The organism is Pseudoduganella sp. HUAS MS19 (assembly GCF_053615455.1).
Genome location: NZ_CM132133.1, coordinates 3,439,136 through 3,457,462, shown reverse-complemented (window position 1 = coordinate 3,457,462; position 18,327 = coordinate 3,439,136). Strand labels below are relative to the sequence as shown.

16 protein-coding genes and 3 riboswitches are annotated in these 18,327 nt (G+C 59.3%); of the genes, 13 read left to right on the top strand and 3 right to left on the bottom strand.

Annotated elements, in window-relative coordinates; translation table 11 throughout:
* The first annotated feature begins 28 nt into the window (after nt 1–28).
* The gene (locus ACWBU6_RS15755) at nt 29–571 is read left to right on the top strand and encodes a GNAT family N-acetyltransferase (protein WP_452644356.1); all 543 of its coding nucleotides are present in this window, start codon (nt 29–31) and stop codon (nt 569–571) included.
* On the opposite strand, the gene ACWBU6_RS15750 is transcribed toward ACWBU6_RS15755, so the two are convergent.
* Nucleotides 572–805: a hypothetical protein gene (locus ACWBU6_RS15750; protein WP_452644355.1), complete on the bottom strand. Its 234-nt coding sequence runs from the start codon at nt 803–805 to the stop codon at nt 572–574.
* Between the two features lie 85 nt (nt 806–890).
* The gene (locus ACWBU6_RS15745) at nt 891–2,978 is read right to left on the bottom strand and encodes a 3-hydroxyacyl-CoA dehydrogenase NAD-binding domain-containing protein (RefSeq protein ID WP_452644354.1); all 2,088 of its coding nucleotides are present in this window, start codon (nt 2,976–2,978) and stop codon (nt 891–893) included.
* Nucleotides 2,979–3,187: 209 nt separating this feature from the next.
* Between ACWBU6_RS15745 and ACWBU6_RS15740 the strand changes: the two genes are divergently transcribed.
* From ACWBU6_RS15740 to ACWBU6_RS15725, 4 genes are all read left to right on the top strand, one after another.
* Nucleotides 3,188–4,639 (top strand): S8 family serine peptidase, encoded by a 1,452-nt coding sequence (locus tag ACWBU6_RS15740; protein ID WP_452644353.1) that lies wholly within the window; start codon nt 3,188–3,190, stop codon nt 4,637–4,639.
* A 223-nt stretch (nt 4,640–4,862) separates the two neighbouring features.
* Nucleotides 4,863–4,949: riboswitch (cyclic di-GMP riboswitch) on the top strand.
* A gap of 121 nt (nt 4,950–5,070) precedes the next feature.
* Nucleotides 5,071–6,825, top strand: a complete 1,755-nt coding sequence (locus tag ACWBU6_RS15735; protein ID WP_452644352.1) for a S8 family serine peptidase — start codon at nt 5,071–5,073, stop codon at nt 6,823–6,825.
* Nucleotides 6,826–7,042: 217 nt separating this feature from the next.
* Nucleotides 7,043–7,129, top strand: a riboswitch (cyclic di-GMP riboswitch).
* Between the two features lie 121 nt (nt 7,130–7,250).
* Nucleotides 7,251–9,005, top strand: a complete 1,755-nt coding sequence (locus tag ACWBU6_RS15730) for a S8 family serine peptidase (RefSeq protein WP_452644352.1) — start codon at nt 7,251–7,253, stop codon at nt 9,003–9,005.
* A 267-nt stretch (nt 9,006–9,272) separates the two neighbouring features.
* A riboswitch (cyclic di-GMP riboswitch) is annotated at nt 9,273–9,361 on the top strand.
* Between the two features lie 102 nt (nt 9,362–9,463).
* Entirely contained in the window at nt 9,464–11,218 is a 1,755-nt protein-coding gene (locus tag ACWBU6_RS15725; RefSeq protein ID WP_452644351.1) for a S8 family serine peptidase, read from the top strand.
* A 59-nt stretch (nt 11,219–11,277) separates the two neighbouring features.
* On the opposite strand, the gene ACWBU6_RS15720 is transcribed toward ACWBU6_RS15725, so the two are convergent.
* The gene (locus tag ACWBU6_RS15720; protein WP_452644350.1) at nt 11,278–12,024 is read right to left on the bottom strand and encodes a PEP-CTERM sorting domain-containing protein; all 747 of its coding nucleotides are present in this window, start codon (nt 12,022–12,024) and stop codon (nt 11,278–11,280) included.
* A gap of 232 nt (nt 12,025–12,256) precedes the next feature.
* Here ACWBU6_RS15720 and ACWBU6_RS15715 point away from each other — a divergent pair, with 232 nt between their 5' ends.
* The 8 genes from ACWBU6_RS15715 (at nt 12,257) to ACWBU6_RS15680 (ending at nt 18,324) form a co-directional block, all read left to right on the top strand.
* Nucleotides 12,257–13,720 (top strand): protein adenylyltransferase SelO, encoded by a 1,464-nt coding sequence (locus ACWBU6_RS15715; protein ID WP_452644349.1) that lies wholly within the window; start codon nt 12,257–12,259, stop codon nt 13,718–13,720.
* Nucleotides 13,721–13,729: 9 nt separating this feature from the next.
* The gene (gene msrB, locus ACWBU6_RS15710; protein ID WP_452644348.1) at nt 13,730–14,128 is read left to right on the top strand and encodes a peptide-methionine (R)-S-oxide reductase MsrB; all 399 of its coding nucleotides are present in this window, start codon (nt 13,730–13,732) and stop codon (nt 14,126–14,128) included.
* A gap of 5 nt (nt 14,129–14,133) precedes the next feature.
* Nucleotides 14,134–14,763: a septation protein A gene (locus ACWBU6_RS15705; RefSeq protein WP_452644347.1), complete on the top strand. Its 630-nt coding sequence runs from the start codon at nt 14,134–14,136 to the stop codon at nt 14,761–14,763.
* Nucleotides 14,760–15,032 (top strand): BolA family protein, encoded by a 273-nt coding sequence (locus ACWBU6_RS15700; protein WP_452644346.1) that lies wholly within the window; start codon nt 14,760–14,762, stop codon nt 15,030–15,032. The genes ACWBU6_RS15705 and ACWBU6_RS15700 overlap by 4 nt, the downstream gene beginning before the upstream one ends.
* Before the next feature lie 120 nt (nt 15,033–15,152).
* Nucleotides 15,153–15,932: a peptidylprolyl isomerase gene (locus ACWBU6_RS15695; protein WP_452644345.1), complete on the top strand. Its 780-nt coding sequence runs from the start codon at nt 15,153–15,155 to the stop codon at nt 15,930–15,932.
* A 64-nt stretch (nt 15,933–15,996) separates the two neighbouring features.
* Entirely contained in the window at nt 15,997–16,773 is a 777-nt protein-coding gene (locus ACWBU6_RS15690) for a peptidylprolyl isomerase (protein WP_452644344.1), read from the top strand.
* A gap of 27 nt (nt 16,774–16,800) precedes the next feature.
* Nucleotides 16,801–17,499: a DNA alkylation repair protein gene (locus tag ACWBU6_RS15685; RefSeq protein ID WP_452644343.1), complete on the top strand. Its 699-nt coding sequence runs from the start codon at nt 16,801–16,803 to the stop codon at nt 17,497–17,499.
* 144 nt (nt 17,500–17,643) lie between these two features.
* The gene (locus ACWBU6_RS15680) at nt 17,644–18,324 is read left to right on the top strand and encodes a hypothetical protein (protein WP_452644342.1); all 681 of its coding nucleotides are present in this window, start codon (nt 17,644–17,646) and stop codon (nt 18,322–18,324) included.
* Nucleotides 18,325–18,327: the final 3 nt, after the last annotated feature.

The window sequence follows — 18,327 nt, the reverse complement described above, 5'->3', positions numbered from 1 at the left end:
CGGTGCCACCCTATGATAGCATTTCCGAATGACAAATCCAGCCACCCTGCGCGCCGCCACAACAGCCGATATTCCGGCCATGGAAGCGTTGATCCGGCGCTCGGGCATTGAACTCAGCAAGGGTTTCTATACGGACGAGCAGGCCGCCGCAGTGACGCGCCACGTGTTCGGCGTCGATAGCCAACTGGTGGACGATGGCACCTACTTTGTCATCGAGCGCGATGGCGAACTGCGGGCCTGCGGCGGCTGGAGCAAGCGCGCGACGCTGTTTGGCGGCGACCGCCACAAGACGGGGCCGGACCCGCTGCTCGATCCGGCGACCCAGCCTGCCCGCATCCGGGCCTTCTTTGTCGATCCATCGGTGCCGCGCCAGGGACTGGGCCGCATGCTGATGGAACACTGCGAGCGCGAGGCGGCGCAGGCAGGATTCCTGGTTATGGAACTTGCAGCCACCATGCCAGGCGTGCCGCTCTACGCTGCCTGCGGTTTCAAGCCGGTGGAAGATTTTGCGCTGGCGCTGCCAGGCAAGGTTTCGGTACCGCTGTCACGCATGCGCAAGCACATTGCCTGATCACTTGCCTGCCGAGGAAGCCCCTTGGTGCGGACGGCCAGCGCGCTGAATGGCATCACGGTCAATCACGTCCACGTTCCCGGTCTGGCGCTTGCGCTTCAGGTGCGAGCCGGTCTGCTCCACCATTTCATCTTGCGATGCGTGCTGCTGCCCGCCGACAGCCGGCTCCGCAACATTGGCGCAGCCAACAAATAATAGGGACAACGCAGCTGCAATGAAAACTTTGATCATCATCACTTCCTATCGGTTCAAGAATTGCGAATTTTACATGTTTTAGCTGACGGTTGTTCCCCTTTTGCAAAAGTTCTGTACACCGGCCTCAACTATTGAAACCCTTGCCTTCGGCGGCCAGCTTAACCAGAAGCGGCGCCGGCTTCCACGCCTCACCGTGGCGCCTTTGGGCGAACTGCTCAATAGTTCCCAGCACATTGGCCAGGCCCACCGTATCGGCATAGAACATTGGGCCGCCGCGATACAGCGGGAAACCGTAGCCGGTCAGGTAGACCATATCGATGTCGGATGCGCGCAAGGCGATGCCTTCTTCGAGGATCAGGGCGCCTTCATTCACCAGCGCGTAGACCAGGCGTTCGACGATCTCCTGCTCGCCGATCGGACGGCGCTCGACGCCAAGCTCTGCCGAATGCCTGACGATCATCTCGTTCACGACCGGACTTGGATAGGCCTGGCGATCGCCTTCCTTGTAGTCGTACCAGCCGCCGCTTGTCTTCTGTCCAAAGCGGCCCATCTCGCATAGCAGGTCGGCGGTCTTGGAATACACGACTTCCGGCTTTTCGACGTAGCGGCGCTTGCGGATGTACCAGCCGATATCGTTGCCGGCCAGGTCGCTCATGCGGAACGGCCCCATGGGGAAGCCGAACTTCTCGATCGCCTTGTCCACTTGCTCCGGCAAAGCGCCCTCCTCCAGCAGGAAACCGGCTTGGCGGAAGTACTGTTCGATCATGCGGTTGCCAATGAAACCGTCGCACACACCGGAAACAACTCCGGTCTTTTTCAGCTTCTTCGACAGCGCCATGGTGGTCGCCAGCACGTCCTTGCCGGTTGCCTTGCCGCGTACCACCTCCAGCAGCTTCATGACGTTGGCCGGGCTGAAGAAATGCGTGCCAACCACGTCCTGCGGACGGCTGGTGAATGCGGCAATCTTGTCCAGGTCCAGGGTGGAGGTATTGGAGGCCAGGATCGCCCCCTGCTTCATTACCTCATCGAGCTTGCGGAATACGGCTTCCTTCACGCCCATGTCCTCGAATACGGCTTCGATCACAATGTCGGCATCGGCAATGGCGGCGTAATCGAGGGTGCCGCCGATCAAGGCGACGCGCTGCTCGAATTTCTCCTGGCTCAGCTTGCCTTTTTTCAGGGTGTTTTCGTAATTCTTGCGCACGGTCGCCAACCCCTTGTCCAGCACCTGCTGTGTAGTTTCCAGCAGCGTGACCGGGATGCCGGCGTTGGCAAAGTTCATTGCAATGCCGCCGCCCATGGTGCCGGCGCCAACCACTGCCGCCTTGCGGATCTCACGCACCGGGTTCTCGGCCGGCACATCAGGAATCTTGCTGGCCGCGCGCTCGGAAATAAAGGCATGCCGCAGCGATTTGCATTCCGTGGTCTGCATCAGGTGCAGGAAGCGTTCGCGCTCGAACTTCAGCCCGGCTTCGAATTCCATGCTCACCGAAGCCGCCACGGTTTCCAGGCACTCCAGCGGCGCCGGGAACGGACCAGCGACGGATTTCACCGTATTGCGGCTGAATTGAAGGAAAGCCTCATGGTTCGGATAATCGACTTTGCGGTCGCGCACTTTCGGCAGCGGGCGCACATTGGCGATGGTCTCGGCGAACGCCTTCGCTTCGGCCAGCAAATCGGCACCGGCAGGCAGCAGCTTGTCGAACAACGCCGTATCGGCCAGCTTTTCCGACAGCACTGGCGTGCCGGAGACAATCATATTCAGCGCCATTTCCAGGCCAAGCACACGCGGCAAGCGCTGGGTGCCGCCGGCACCCGGCAAGAGGCCAAGTTTCACTTCAGGCAAAGCAATCTGGGCACCGGGCAATGCAACGCGGTAATGGCAGCCAAGGGCCAGTTCCAGGCCGCCCCCCATGGCAACCGAATGGATGGCAGCCACCACCGGCTTGCTGCATCCTTCGACCGCGCGGATCAGGCTATGCAAGGTCGGCTCGGTCAGCGCCTTGGGAGAGTTAAATTCCTTGATATCGGCCCCGCCGGAAAATGCCTTGCCGGCGCCGGTCAGCACCACAGCCCTGACCGCACTATCCTCTTGCGCCCGGCGAATGCCTTCGATCGCGGCCGTACGGGTCGCCAAGCCGAGGCCGTTAACCGGAGGATTGTTCAGTGAAATGACGGCAATGGAACCGTGGACTGCGTAATCTGCGCTCATGGATTGTCTCTTCTTTCTTAGATTGGTGGTGGTGCCGAGCAGATACTATACCCCAGAAATAGTACGGTCGTGCGCAGCTTTTCATCACTTGAATATTGTAAGTATCTGATTTTACGCAATAAACCGTCAATAGCGCTTGCGAGGCAACTGCCGCGAGCCTAATATCGGATTCTGGATTCTGATACGTGTTCAAGAAAAGGACTCGCACCATGAAATCTATTGTTGTCCTTGCCCTCGCCGCCTTTTCAGTCCGGGCCTTCGCTGACCAGCCAGAATGGTTTGCTCCCGGCCGCATCCTGGTGGAACCCCGGGCCGGACTGGCAGCCAGTGCCATGTCCAGGATGCTTGCCCCGGATGGGAGCCGCAGGGCTTTAAGACTGGGCAACAGCAATATCCATATCATTGAATTGGCCAAGGGCTCGGAAAGAGCCATGGTCAACAAGCTCAAAAACAACCCGCATTTCAAGTTCGCCGAGCTGGACCGGGTGTTGCCAATCGCCGCCACTGCCAACGATCCCTATCTCGGCAGCGAATGGCATATCAACAAGATCGCAGCCAACACGGCCTGGGATACGGCACAGGGCTCGGGTGTCACCATTGCGATACTCGATTCCGGCGTCGATGCCAGCCACCCCGACCTGGCAGCGAACCTCACCGCGGGCTACAACAGCTACGACAACAACACGAATACCGCCGACTTATGCGGCCACGGCACCAAGGTCGCCGGTTCCGCAGCCGCGGCAACCAATAATGCGCTGGGTGTGGCGGGCGTTGCTGGCAAAGCCAGGATCATGCCCATCCGCATCGCCTTTCTCAGTGGCGGCGCTTGCTACGCCTATACCTCCACTATGGCCAGCGGCCTCACCTGGGCTGCCGACCACGGCGCCAGGATTGCCAATATCAGTTTCACGGGCGTGCCTGACAGCCAGGCCGTCCAGAGCGCAGCCAATTACCTGCGCAGCAAAGGCGGCTTGCTTTTCGTTTCAGCAGGCAACTACAACCGCGACGAAGGCTTTACCCCCACTCCCACCATGATTCCGGTTTCGGCGACCGTCACCAATGACACGCGCGCCAGCTTTTCCAGTTATGGCGCGTTCGTGGCCTTGTCTGCTCCGGGGGCCGGAATCTTTACCACGGTCAAAGGCGGCGGCTATGGCGGTGTGAACGGTACGTCCTTTTCGAGCCCTATTGCTGCTGCCGTCGGCGCACTTGTCATGTCCGCCAATCCGGCCCTGACTGCAGACCAGGTGCAGGGCGTCCTGTTCAGCACCGCCGTGGATCTTGGCAGCGCCGGCCGCGACATCTACTTCGGCTATGGCCGGGTCAACGCCGCAGCCGCCGTCGCCGCGGCCAAGGCTGCGCCAGCGCGCGATACCTCACCGCCGAGCGTTTCCATCGCCAAGCCGGCAGCGAACGTCACCGTATCGGGCCTGGTACCGGTCGACGTGGCGGCGTCGGACAATGTGGGCGTGTCACGCATCGAACTGAGGGCAAATGGCACCCTGGTCGCATCCGACAGTTCCAGCCCATTTGGCTTCAGCTGGGATTCCACAGGCGTATCGAATGGCATGAACGGACTGCTTGCCATCGCCTACGATGCAGCCGGCAATGTTACTGCTTCCCGCGTCGTACAAGTGAATGTCGCCAATGCCTCCAGATAATGGACCGATACCTGAATACCCCCCTTTAGCCCGGCACTTGCCGGGCATTTTATTTAAAAGCATTATTGTAACTACGAATGTAAAAGTGACCATCGGAAATATTCAAAACCATTAGATCAATATATGTTTCTTTAATTCCAGACTTAATTGCGACATCTAAAAAAAGTTTTAAGCATTGTGCTTGCCATGCGGCAATTAGCGACATAAGATTCCGTACAGCAAGATCTGAAAAGGGCAAACCACTGGAAACGGTGGGACGCAAAGTCATCGGTCTAAAGAGCTTCGGCTCCATGACGGCAGGACTGCCAGACAAAAGTATCCCCTCAGCATGGGCGCCTGGTCGCCTGTGCGGGTTGTGATGCAGTCTTCTACCGGCATAGACCGGCGGGCAGTCCTCGTTTTTTTATTTTTTGAAAACAGGGACTCGCACCATGAAAACCATCACCACCTTCTCCGCCGCAATCGCTACCGCCATCGCTACCCTGGCCGCTCCAGCCTTCGCCGCCCAAAGCGAAGATTTCGCCGCCGGTCGCATCATCGTGGAACCGCGCGCCGGCCTGACCGTGGAAGAATTCACCAAGCTCCTGAAGGCCAACGGCGCCGGCAAGGCACGCAAGCTGGGCCAGAGCAACATTCACGTCATCGACGTCGCGCATGGTTCGGAAAAAGCCATCGCCAACAAGCTGAAGCACAACCCGCATTTCAAGTTCGCCGAACTGGACCAGCGCGTGGCCGTATCCGCCACCACCAACGACCCGATGCTGGGCAGCGAATGGCACATCAACAAGATCGGCGCGTCCACCGCCTGGGATAGCGTGCAAGGCGCCGGCGTCACCATCGCCATCCTGGACTCGGGCATGGATTCGGCCCACCCTGACCTGGCCGGCAACACCGTGGCCGGCTACAACTCCTACGACAACAACACCAACACCGCCGACGTCTGCGGCCACGGCACCAAGGCCGCCGGCTCCGCCGCTGCTGCCGCCAACAACGCCGTCGGCGTGGCCGGCGTCGCCAACAAGGCCCGCATCATGCCGGTGCGTATCGCCTACAACAACGGCGGTTCCTGCTACGCCTACTTCTCCACCATGGCCAGCGGCGTGACCTGGGCCGCCGACCATGGCGCCCGCGTCGTCAACATCAGCTACGCCAACGTCCCAACCAGCTCGGCCGTGCAAAGCGCCGCCAACTACCTGAAGGGCAAAGGCGGCTTGCTGTTCGTCTCGGCCGGCAACTACAACCGCGACGAAGGCTTCACCCCGACCGACACCATGATTGCCGTGTCGGCCACCGACGCCTACGACAACCGCTCCAGCTTCTCCAGCTACGGCGCCTTTGTCTCGCTGTCGGCGCCTGGCTCGGCCATCTACACCACTGTGATGGGCGGCGGCTACGGCGCCGTCAACGGCACCTCCTTCGCCAGCCCGGTCGCCGCTGCCGTGGCAGCCCTGGTAATGTCGGCCAATCCTTCCCTGAGCGCCGACCAGGTGAAGAACATCCTGTTCACCACTGCTGTCGACCTGGGCACTGCCGGCCGCGACATCTACTTCGGCCACGGCCGCGTCAATGCCGCCGCCGCTGTTGCTGCCGCCAAGTCCATGCCAGCGCCTGACACCACCGCACCGACCGTTGCCATCGCCAACCCGGTTGGCGGCAGCACCGTCTCCGGCCTGGTTTCGGTCGGCGTGAACGCCGCCGACAATGTGGGCGTGGCCCGCGTCGACCTGAAGGTGAACGGCACCGTGGTCGCTTCCGACAACGCCGGCCCCTACGCTTTCAGCTGGGACTCCAAAGGCGTCGCCAACGGCATGCACAACCTGGTGGCCATCGCTTATGACGCCGCAGGCAATGCTGCCAGCTCGAGCACCGTGTCCGTCAACGTCGCTAACGCCGCACCAGTTGTCGTGGCCGACACCACCGCTCCTGTGCTCGTCATCGCCAACCCGACCTCGGGCATGGTTTCCGGCACCGTCAGCGTGAACCTGAATGCTTCCGACAACAGCGGCGCCGCCGGCATCAACATGAGCCTCTACATCGACGGCCAGCTGAAGGCGTCCGGCGCCGGTTCCTCCCTGTCCTACAGCTGGAACACCCGCAAGATCGCTGCCGGCACCCACACCGTCCAGGCTGTCGCCAAAGATGCTGCCGGCAATACCACTACCACCAGCGTGCAAGTGACCCGATAATTAATACGAACCCCTGTTTCAGCCCGGCTTCGGCCGGGCTTTTTTATTTATTATCATTATTGAGACTTCGAAAGTAAAAGTGACCATAGGAAATAAACCAAGCCATTGAGTTAACGAAGATTTCTTTAATTTCAGACTTAATTGCGACATTCAAAAAAAGTTTTAAGAATTGTGCTTGCCATGCGGCAATTAGCGACATAAGATTCCGTACAGCAAGATCTGAAAAGGGCAAACCACTGGAAACGGTGGGACGCAAAGTCATCGGTCTAAAGAGCTTCGGCTCCATGACGGCAGGACTGCCAGACAAAAGTATCCCCTCAGCATGGGCGCCTGGTCGCCTGTGCGGGTTGTGATGCAGTCTTCTACCGGCATAGACCGGCGGGCAGTCCTCGTTTTTTTATTTTTTGAAAACAGGGACTCGCACCATGAAAACCATCACCACCTTCTCCGCCGCAATCGCTACCGCCATCGCTACCCTGGCCGCTCCAGCCTTCGCCGCCCAAAGCGAAGATTTCGCCGCCGGTCGCATCATCGTGGAACCGCGCGCCGGCCTGACCGTGGAAGAATTCACCAAGCTCCTGAAGGCCAACGGCGCCGGCAAGGCACGCAAGCTGGGCCAGAGCAACATTCACGTCATCGACGTCGCGCATGGTTCGGAAAAAGCCATCGCCAACAAGCTGAAGCACAACCCGCATTTCAAGTTCGCCGAACTGGACCAGCGCGTGGCCGTATCCGCCACCACCAACGACCCGATGCTGGGCAGCGAATGGCACATCAACAAGATCGGCGCGTCCACCGCCTGGGATAGCGTGCAAGGCGCCGGCGTCACCATCGCCATCCTGGACTCGGGCATGGATTCGGCCCACCCTGACCTGGCCGGCAACACCGTGGCCGGCTACAACTCCTACGACAACAACACCAACACCGCCGACGTCTGCGGCCACGGCACCAAGGCCGCCGGCTCCGCCGCTGCTGCCGCCAACAACGCCGTCGGCGTGGCCGGCGTCGCCAACAAGGCCCGCATCATGCCGGTGCGTATCGCCTACAACAACGGCGGTTCCTGCTACGCCTACTTCTCCACCATGGCCAGCGGCGTGACCTGGGCCGCCGACCATGGCGCCCGCGTCGTCAACATCAGCTACGCCAACGTCCCAACCAGCTCGGCCGTGCAAAGCGCCGCCAACTACCTGAAGGGCAAAGGCGGCTTGCTGTTCGTCTCGGCCGGCAACTACAACCGCGACGAAGGCTTCACCCCGACCGACACCATGATTGCCGTGTCGGCCACCGACGCCTACGACAACCGCTCCAGCTTCTCCAGCTACGGCGCCTTTGTCTCGCTGTCGGCGCCTGGCTCGGCCATCTACACCACTGTGATGGGCGGCGGCTACGGCGCCGTCAACGGCACCTCCTTCGCCAGCCCGGTCGCCGCTGCCGTGGCAGCCCTGGTAATGTCGGCCAATCCTTCCCTGAGCGCCGACCAGGTGAAGAACATCCTGTTCACCACTGCTGTCGACCTGGGCACTGCCGGCCGCGACATCTACTTCGGCCACGGCCGCGTCAATGCCGCCGCCGCTGTTGCTGCCGCCAAGTCCATGCCAGCGCCTGACACCACCGCACCGACCGTTGCCATCGCCAACCCGGTTGGCGGCAGCACCGTCTCCGGCCTGGTTTCGGTCGGCGTGAACGCCGCCGACAATGTGGGCGTGGCCCGCGTCGACCTGAAGGTGAACGGCACCGTGGTCGCTTCCGACAACGCCGGCCCCTACGCTTTCAGCTGGGACTCCAAAGGCGTCGCCAACGGCATGCACAACCTGGTGGCCATCGCTTATGACGCCGCAGGCAATGCTGCCAGCTCGAGCACCGTGTCCGTCAACGTCGCTAACGCCGCACCAGTTGTCGTGGCCGACACCACCGCTCCTGTGCTCGTCATCGCCAACCCGACCTCGGGCATGGTTTCCGGCACCGTCAGCGTGAACCTGAATGCTTCCGACAACAGCGGCGCCGCCGGCATCAACATGAGCCTCTACATCGACGGCCAGCTGAAGGCGTCCGGCGCCGGTTCCTCCCTGTCCTACAGCTGGAACACCCGCAAGATCGCTGCCGGCACCCACACCGTCCAGGCTGTCGCCAAAGATGCTGCCGGCAATACCACTACCACCAGCGTGCAAGTGACCCGCTAATTAATACGAACCCTGTTTCAGCCCGGCTTCGGCCGGGCTTTTTTATTATCTCAAAGAAATAAGCATTAATTGCCGATCAAATGAAAACGAGTTAATAACCATTTCTGCGCGCCATTAGTTAACTCATTGATTTGACTGAATATTATTAATCGCTACAATCTTGCAAGCCAACTTTGCACAAATGCTCAGGCCGATTTGTTTCAGGATGTAATTTTCGAGAAAATTCATTTGCCACACGGCAAATCGTCTATTACTATCTTCCCTGAAGTCTGACAAAGGCAAACCGCGCGAAAGCACGGGACGCAAAGTCAACGGTCTAACGACGCCATGGCGTCTATGACGGCTGGACTGCCAGATACACAGGTGACCCTGAAGTCCCCGGTGTGCTCTTCAACCCCCCTGTCCGGGGCGGCCGGCAGTCCCTTTTTCTGAAACCTTGAAAACAGGACTCGCTTTTAATGAAGAACCGCACCTGCATCGCCCTCATCCTCGCTGCTGCAACCCCACTGGCATTTTCCGCCCCAAACCACGGCGAACCCGAATTTGCCAAAGGCCGTCTCCTGGTCGAGCCGCAAGCCGGCCTGACCATCGATGAATTCGCCAAGAGCCTGAAAGCCCATGGCGCAGGCAAAGCCTACAAGCTTGGCCAAAGCAACATCCACGTGATCGAAGTGCCGCATGGCTCCGAGAAGGCCCTGGCAAACAAGTTGCAGCACAATCCCCACTTCAAGTTTGCTGAACTGGACCAGCGTGTCGAAGTCAGTGCCACGACCAACGACCCATACCTGGGCAGCGAATGGCATATCAACAAGATTGGCGCGAACACTGCCTGGGACAAGACCCAGGGCAGCGGCATTACCATCGCCATCCTGGACTCCGGCATCGATGCCAGCCATCCGGACTTCGCCGGCCGCCTGGTCGCGGGCTACAACAGCTACGACAACAACACCAACACGGCCGACGTCTGCGGCCACGGCACCAAGGCTGCCGGCTCCGCTGCCGCCGCTTCGAACAATGCAATCGGTGTCGCCGGTGTCGCCGGCCAGGCCAGGATCATGCCGGTGCGTATCGCCTACAACAACTCCGGTTCCTGCTACGCCTACTTCTCCACCATGGCCAGCGGCGTGACCTGGGCCGCCGACCATGGCGCCCGCGTCGTCAACATCAGCTACGCCAACGTCCCAACCAGCTCGGCCGTGCAAAGCGCCGCCAACTACCTGAAGGGCAAAGGCGGCCTGCTGTTCGTCTCGGCAGGCAACTACAACCGCAATGAAGGCTTTACCCCGACCGAGACCATGATTGCCGTTTCGGCCACCGATTCCGCCGACAACCGTTCCAGCTTCTCCAGCTACGGTTCCTTCGTCTCGCTGTCGGCGCCTGGCTCGGGCATCTACACCACCGTGCAGGGCGGCGGCTACGGCGCCGTCAACGGCACCTCCTTCGCCAGCCCGGTCGCTGCTGCCGTGGCAGCGCTGGTAATGTCGGCCAATCCTTCCCTGAGCGCGGACCAGGTGAAGAACATCCTGTACACCACTGCTGTCGACCTGGGCACTGCCGGCCGCGACATCTACTTCGGCTACGGCCGCGTCAATGCCGCGGCGGCAGTCGCGAAAGCCACCGGCACCGTCACCACGGCCGATACCACCCGCCCCACGGTTGCCATTGCCGCCCCGCTGGGCAGCAGCACGGTATCGGGTACGGTGGCAGTGAACGTCAACGCTTCGGATAACGTCGGCGTGACGCGCGTAGAGTTGAAAGTCAACAGCACCGTGGTCGCCAGCGATATCAGCAGCCCGTTCAGCTTCTCCTGGGACTCGAAAGGCGTAGCAAACGGCATGGCTACGCTGACCGCGATCGCCTATGATGCAGCCGGCAACGTGGCCGCCTCCACACCGATCAGTGTGAACGTGTCGAACACCACGACCACGATTACGCCAACGACCGACACCATCGCTCCCAAGGTCAGCATCACCAACCCGACCAATGGCGGCACGGTGCGCGGCAACGTCAACGTTACCGTGAATGCATCGGACAACAGCGGTGCGGCGGGCATTTCGATGTCGCTGTACGTGGATGGCGCGCTGGCCACTTCCGGTAGCGGCTCGAGCTTGTCCTACAGCTGGAAGCCGAGCAATGGCAGCCATACCCTGAAGGCCGTGGCACGCGACCGCGCGGGCAACACCTCCACCAGCACCGTCAGCGTACGCAAATAAGCATCGCGACCATGAAAAACGGCAGCCGCGGCTGCCGTTTTTTTGGGGAGTTATTTCGATCAGCGAACACGACGACGCCTTGCTAGCGCCATGCCCAGCATGCCGGTACCGAGGATGACCAGCGTTGCAGGCTCTGGAACTTCCTGTTCCCCGCCACCGCATTCAGGACTGGTGTCGCCTGGGGGGCATTCAGGCGGTGGCTCACAGTCGGTCTCACCTGGGACACAAGCGCCACCCTTCTCAGAAACGCCACTTCCCTGAACGTGAATTGCTGCATAATATTCATCCTGTCCTCCTTGGGGGGCTGACAAGAACTGGAAGTCTGACACCGAAAGAATCCCAGAGTCGATCGTTGCGGTCCATGACGAAGTGTTACCTTGCCCCAACTCACCAGGGTTGGCGTTCGCAAAGTGGAAGACCCCATCATATTTACCAGATGCTGCACCGTTGGAGCAGTTCGGGCAAATTGTCAGGTTGGCATCAACCCCACCGACGTTAAGGAAAGTCGCTGACTGGGCCAACGCATTTCCGTTAAACCACCAGTCGTTGACATAAGGTCCGGGCTGCATAACGCCAGACAACACATGAAGGGTGATGTCGACAACGCTGGTGTTATGATCGGTAAAGGTTAGTGTCGCCCAAGTATCGGTGTCGGTCATCCCCGGCATCAAAGGCGGATTGGTTCCATTGTTTGTGTAGAGTCCAGCATTGTTGAAAAACAGGGTCCAGGTTGTGGCCTGGGCAAGCGGACTGCACAACGCCGCAGCTGCGGCAATCGTGGCAATCATTCGATTTAAGCGTTTCATGACACCCCCTTTTTGTTAGTTGCAACTTAGGTGGAGGCATAAAGCATGCCTAATGGTAGCGGGCCATTAGATTCAAAGAGTTACTCTCAGCAGTTTGATTTCGCAGTCATCAAGTGTAAGACTTTCCGACAGAAAGCCATTAAAAATCAAGAATTTAGTGGTTCCTTGCAGATACTTAGCTTTCCCTTAGGACACACGCGGCAAGTCGGCGCCTGCGTTACAATGCGCTGACATGAGCGCGACTAACTTCCAGTTTGAAAATTCTTTCGCAGGTTTGCCGCCTGCGTTCTACACGCACCTGATGCCGACGCCATTGCCGGCGCCTTATCTCATCGCCATCAGCCCTTCCGCGGCGCGCCTGATCGGCAGCGATCCGGCCGCGCTGGCAACGCAGGAAGCTGTCGAGATACTGATCGGCAACCGCGTGGCTGAACGCTCCACGCCCCTGGCAGCTGTTTATTCCGGCCATCAGTTCGGCGTCTGGGCCGGACAACTTGGGGACGGCCGCGCCATACTGCTGGGTGATATCGCCACGGCAGAAGGCCCGATGGAATTGCAGCTCAAAGGGGCTGGCATGACGCCCTACTCCCGCATGGGCGATGGGCGCGCCGTGCTGCGTTCGTCCATCCGCGAGTTCCTGTGCTCGGAAGCGATGCATGGCCTCGGCATTCCCACCACCCGCGCCTTGTCGGTAGTCGGCTCGGACCAGGGCGTGGTACGCGAATCGATCGAAACAGCAGCCGTCGTCGTGCGCATGGCGCCCAGCTTCATCCGCTTCGGCTCTTTCGAACACTGGTATTACAACCGCAAGCCGGAAGAACTGAAGCAATTGGCCGATTACGTTATCGACCGCTTCTATCCTTCCCTGCGCGAGGAGGAAAACCCCTACGCAGCGTTGCTGGAAGAAGTGACCCGCCGCACGGCACGCATGATCGCGCACTGGCAAGCAGTCGGCTTCATGCATGGTGTAATGAACTCCGACAATATGTCGATCTTGGGGCAAACCCTGGATTATGGCCCCTTCGGCTTCATGGATGGCTTCGACGCCAATCAGATCTGCAACCACAGCGACGATCACGGCCGTTACTCCTACTCCAACCAGCCGCAAATCGGTCACTGGAACTGCTACGCCCTGGCGCAGGCGTTGTTGCCACTGATCGGCGAAGTCGAGCTGACGCAGGAAGCGCTGGACGTCTACCAGCCCGAGTTCGCCCGCCATATTGACAAGCTGCTGCACGCCAAACTCGGACTGACAAGCACGCAGGAAGGCGACCGCGAATTGCTGGACGGATTATTCGCTGTGCTGCAGGCCAACCACACGGATTTCACGATTTTCTTCCGCCGCCTGAGCGGCTTGCGTGCTGGCAGCGCGGAAGGTGACGAACCACTGCGCGACCTGTTCATTGACCGCCCGGCGTTCGACACCTGGGCCGAAGCTTATCGTGCGCGCCTGCGAGCCGAAAACAGCGACGATGCCGTTCGAAAACTTGCGATGGATCAGGTCAACCCCAAGTATGTGCTGCGAAACTACATGGCACAGGTCGCCATCGAAAGGGCCCAGAATAAGGACTTTTCCGAAGTTGAGCGCCTGCTGGCCCTGCTAGCGCGCCCCTTCGACGAGCAACCCGAAAATGAACAATATGCAGGCTTCCCGCCGGACTGGTCCAGCCAGCTTTCGGTCAGCTGCTCTTCCTGAGATATTAAGATGAATGACAAAGTGGTCAAGACCGACGCCGAATGGCGTGCCCAGCTCGATCCGATGGAGTACCAGGTGACCCGCCACGCAGCCACCGAGCGTGCATTCACAGGTAAATTCTGGGACCACCACGAGCACGGCATTTACACCTGCGTGTGCTGCAACACCCCACTATTCGAATCGGACGCCAAGTTCGATTCCGGCTGCGGCTGGCCGAGCTACTTCAAGGCCCTCAATCCAGCGAATATCATCGAGAAAACGGACCGGTCGCATGGTATGCTGCGCACCGAAATCATCTGTGCAGTATGTGACGCCCACCTGGGCCACGTCTTCCCCGATGGTCCGCCGCCAACCGGATTGCGCTATTGCATTAATTCGGCCTCGCTGCGCTTTGAACCAATGCCCTGATAAAGATGAAGATTATTTTTGACCTGTTCCCGCTGATTCTGTTCTTTGTCAGCTATAAATTCGCTGGCAGCCACCAGGAAGCGGCACATGCCATGCTGAATGCCAACCTGGGCGGCTTGGTAGCCGGCGGCGCAATACCGGCGTCCCAGGCGCCGATTGTGGTGGCCACGATTGTCGGCATTATCGGCACCGCCGCCCAGGTGTTATATCTCTTAGCTCGCCGCAAGAAAGTCGACGGTGCACTATGGGTTTCCCTGGTAGTGTTTATCGTATTCGGCGGCATGACGATCTATTTCCACGACGATGACTTTATCAAATGGAAACCGACCATTATCTACTGGTCGCTGGCCACCGCCATGCTGGTAGCTTACCGCTTCTTCGATAAGAACATGATTCGCCTGGCGATGGAAAAGCAGGTGCAGCTGCCCGAACATGTCTGGGTGCGCCTGCATTTCATGTGGATTACCTTTTGGCTGGTGCTCGGTTTCGTCAACCTGTTTGTCGCCTTCATCCTGTTCAAGTCGGATAACGACGCCTGGGTCAATTTCAAGGCGTTCGGCGTTACCGGCTTGATGCTGGTGTTCTTTATCGCCCAGGCTTTCTACCTTTCTAAACATATTAAGGATGAAGTATGACGGACCCGCGCTTGGCCAGGATTCGCGAGCGCCTGGAAGCCTCGCTTGCACCAACGGAAATTGTACTGGACGATGAATCGGCGATGCACGCCGGCCATGCCGGTGCGGCCTCTGGCGGTGGCCATTACAGGCTGAAAATTGTCTCCGCTAAATTCGAGGGTGTGAAACTCGTCATGCGCCATCGTCTGGTGTATGATTCCGTGCACGATATGATGCATAAAGAAATTCATGCATTGGCCATTACCGCACTGGCACCGTCCGAAGTATGATATGCGCGGAGTTTTTGGGAAACATCAAAAAGAACCTCGATCGTTGAATAGTAGAGACATCTCGGCGAACCAGCCCAAAATCCCCGCAATTCAGTAAACTTTCCCTAGGAATTAAACTAAATGACTTTCAAGCCAGCCCGCTTGCTGCTCGCACTTATCGCCGTTGCCGCTGCACCAGCTTTCGCCCAGAACGCCGCTGTCGTCAATGGCAAAGCCATCCCGACCGCCAAAGTTGACGCCCTGGTCAAGCAAGTCGTTGCCCAAGGTCAGCAGCAAGACACCCCACAACTGCGCGAAATGATCAAGAAGTCCCTGATCGGCCGCGAAGTAATGATCCAGGAAGCCGAAAAGCAAGGCCTGGCCAAGAGCAAGGACGTTACCACCGCTCTGGAACAGGCCCGCCAGGACATCATGCTGAACGCCCTGGCCGCTGATTACGTGAAGAAGAACCCGATCAGCGATGCCGACATCAAGGCCGCCTATGACCGTGCAGTTGCCGAAGAGGGTGACAAGGAATACCACGTGCGCCACATCCTGGTCGAGACCGAAAAAGAAGCGACCGACATCATCGCCAAACTGAAAGGCGGTGCCAAGTTCGAAGACCTGGCCAAAAACTCCAAGGACACCGGCTCCGCAGCCAATGGCGGCGACCTGGACTGGGGTACGCCAAAGAATTTCCCTAAAGTCTTCGCTGATGCGTTCACCGCCCTGCAAAAAGGCCAGGTAACCGAGAAGCCGGTGCAAACCCCAAGCGGTTTCCACGTGATCAAGGTGGACGACACCCGTCCGGTCAAGCTGCCGCCGCTGGAAGAAGTGAAGCCACGTATCGCCGATTCCCTGATGCGCGAGAAACTGCAGGCCTATCAGGAATCGCTGGTTAAGAAAGCCAAAGTACAATAATCCGTCACGGACCCGATCCGGCGCCCGAGCGGCGCCGGATTTATTTTAACTAAGGAAACACTCAATGAAATTTAAACCAGCCACCCTGCTGTTGGCCCTGATCGCAGTTGCAGCTACTCCAGCTTTTGCCCAGACCGTCGCTACCGTGAACGGTAAAGCTATCCCATCGTCCCAGATGGAAGCCGCTGTCAAGCAAGCTGCTGCCCAAGGCCAGCCGGACTCGCCGCAACTGCGCGACATGATCAAGAAATCCCTGATCGGCCGCGAAGTGCTGGTGCAGGAAGCCACCAAGCAAGGCGTTGCTGCCAACAAGGAAGTGAAAGAAGCCCTGGAACAAGCCCGCCAGGAAATCATCATCCGCGCCCTGCTGGTGAATTATGTGAAGAAAAATCCGGTCAGCGATGCCGAAATCAAGTCCGCTTACGAACAGTTCAAAGCTTCCAAGGGCGACAAGGAATATCACGCCCGCCACATCCTGGTGAAGACCGAGAAGGAAGCGACCGACATCATCGCCAAGCTAAAGGGCGGCGCCAAGTTTGAAGAACTGGCCAAGGCCTCGCAAGACCCTGGTTCGGCTGCCAACGGCGGCGACCTGGACTGGGCGGCAGCGGGCAACTACGTGAAACCGTTCGCTGACGCCATGGTCGCCCTGAAAGACGGCCAGATCACCGACAAGCCAGTGCAATCGCAGTTCGGCTACCACGTCATCAAGCTGGAAGGCTCGCGCGCCGCCAAGGTGCCGTCGCTGGAAGAAGTCAAGCCACAGATCGCCGAGTCCCTGACCCAGCGTAAAGTGGCGGCCTACCGTGACCAGCTGGTTGCCAAGGCCAAAGTACAGTAATTCCCTGGTGTGCCTGCAGCGGCCGCCTTGACCGAGCGCCCCACGGGGCGCTTTTTTATTATGCCAACGATCAAAGACTTCACCTCCGCCCTTGCCCCGCTGGCCGATGCCACCCGGGCTCCAGCGATGGGCGCCTATATGCGCGACCAGTTTCCCTTCCTCGGCATTGCCACCCCGGCGCGGCGCGGCGCAATCAAGCCCCTGGTGCAGGCTTTCAAAGCAGCCTCGTCGGCCGAGCTGATCGGCATTTCCCACGAGCTCTGGCAATTGCCCGAACGCGAATACCAATATGCAGCCCTGGACCTGATGGCTGCACATTGGAAACAGTTTAATGCGGGCGATGTGCCGGAATTACTGCGCTTTGTATTGCGCAAATCCTGGTGGGATTCGGTGGATGGAATGGCCGGCATCATTGGCGACGTGCTGCGTTTCGAGCACCATGGCATGGATTCGGCTCTAAATCACGATAACTTCTGGATGCAGCGAATCGCCCTGCTCCACCAGCTGGGCTGGCGCGAAAAAACCGACGAGATGCGCTTATTCCGCTACTCACTGGCGCTCGGCCATGAAAATGAATTCTTCATTCAGAAAGCAATTGGCTGGGCCTTGCGCGATTATGCGCGCCACGCGCCACATAATGTCGCTCAATTCATTAGTGAAAACAAGACCGCATTGTCGAAATTGAGCATTCGCGAGGCCGCCAGGCACCTCGCGCCCGGAAGCTAAGCCGGCATCTGGCATATACACGCCAGAAGTTGGCGTGCAATCCGGAAGTTTCAGGCCGACGCTAAAACAACAGCATTAATACGGACAATTGCCGCCCCTCAAAATGACGCGTTAAACTCGTGACAACTAAAAAGGAGGCTGGAAATGAATAAGCTCGCATTACAGCGTTTAATCGTCAGCGGCGTTTTGATCACCGCATCTCCCGCCATGGCAGGCGTCATCGCCACCTTTGACGATCTTCAGTTTCCGCCGGCCCGCGATAGTGCAACCGGCATCCAATGGACCAATTCAAGCGCCAGCCTCGAATATCAGGGCATTACCTGGGATTCCCGCTTCGGCGTCGTCGGTGACCAATATCGCGTTGGAGGACCGAGCGGCCCCTTATTCGGCATCCCACATTCCGGCCGTTATTTCGTTTCCAATGCGGATGGTGGGTCCGGTTTGACCATCACCACGGACAAGGTGCTGACAGGCGCATGGTTCGGCCGCAACCAGTATTACGGGTTTGGCGAAGGCGGCGCGGACCAGGTCACGATCGTCGCTCTGAACGGTGTGAGCGAGCTAGCCTCGGTCGTATTCGACTTGCCGGAAAGTCATCCCGGACTGCCCGAGCCGCTATCCTTCGTCGACACCAGCATTTTCGCCGCCCTGGGACCGATCACCGGATACCGCATCGACCGGCGCGAACTCGGACAGCTCAACGGAAACTGGGTCGCCGACGACTTCCAGTTCGTCGACGCGACCCAGGTGCCGGCCCCGGGCGGGGCCTGGTTGATGCTCGGCGGCGTAGCCGCCTTGCTGGCGGCCCGCCGGCGGCGCGGATAAGCC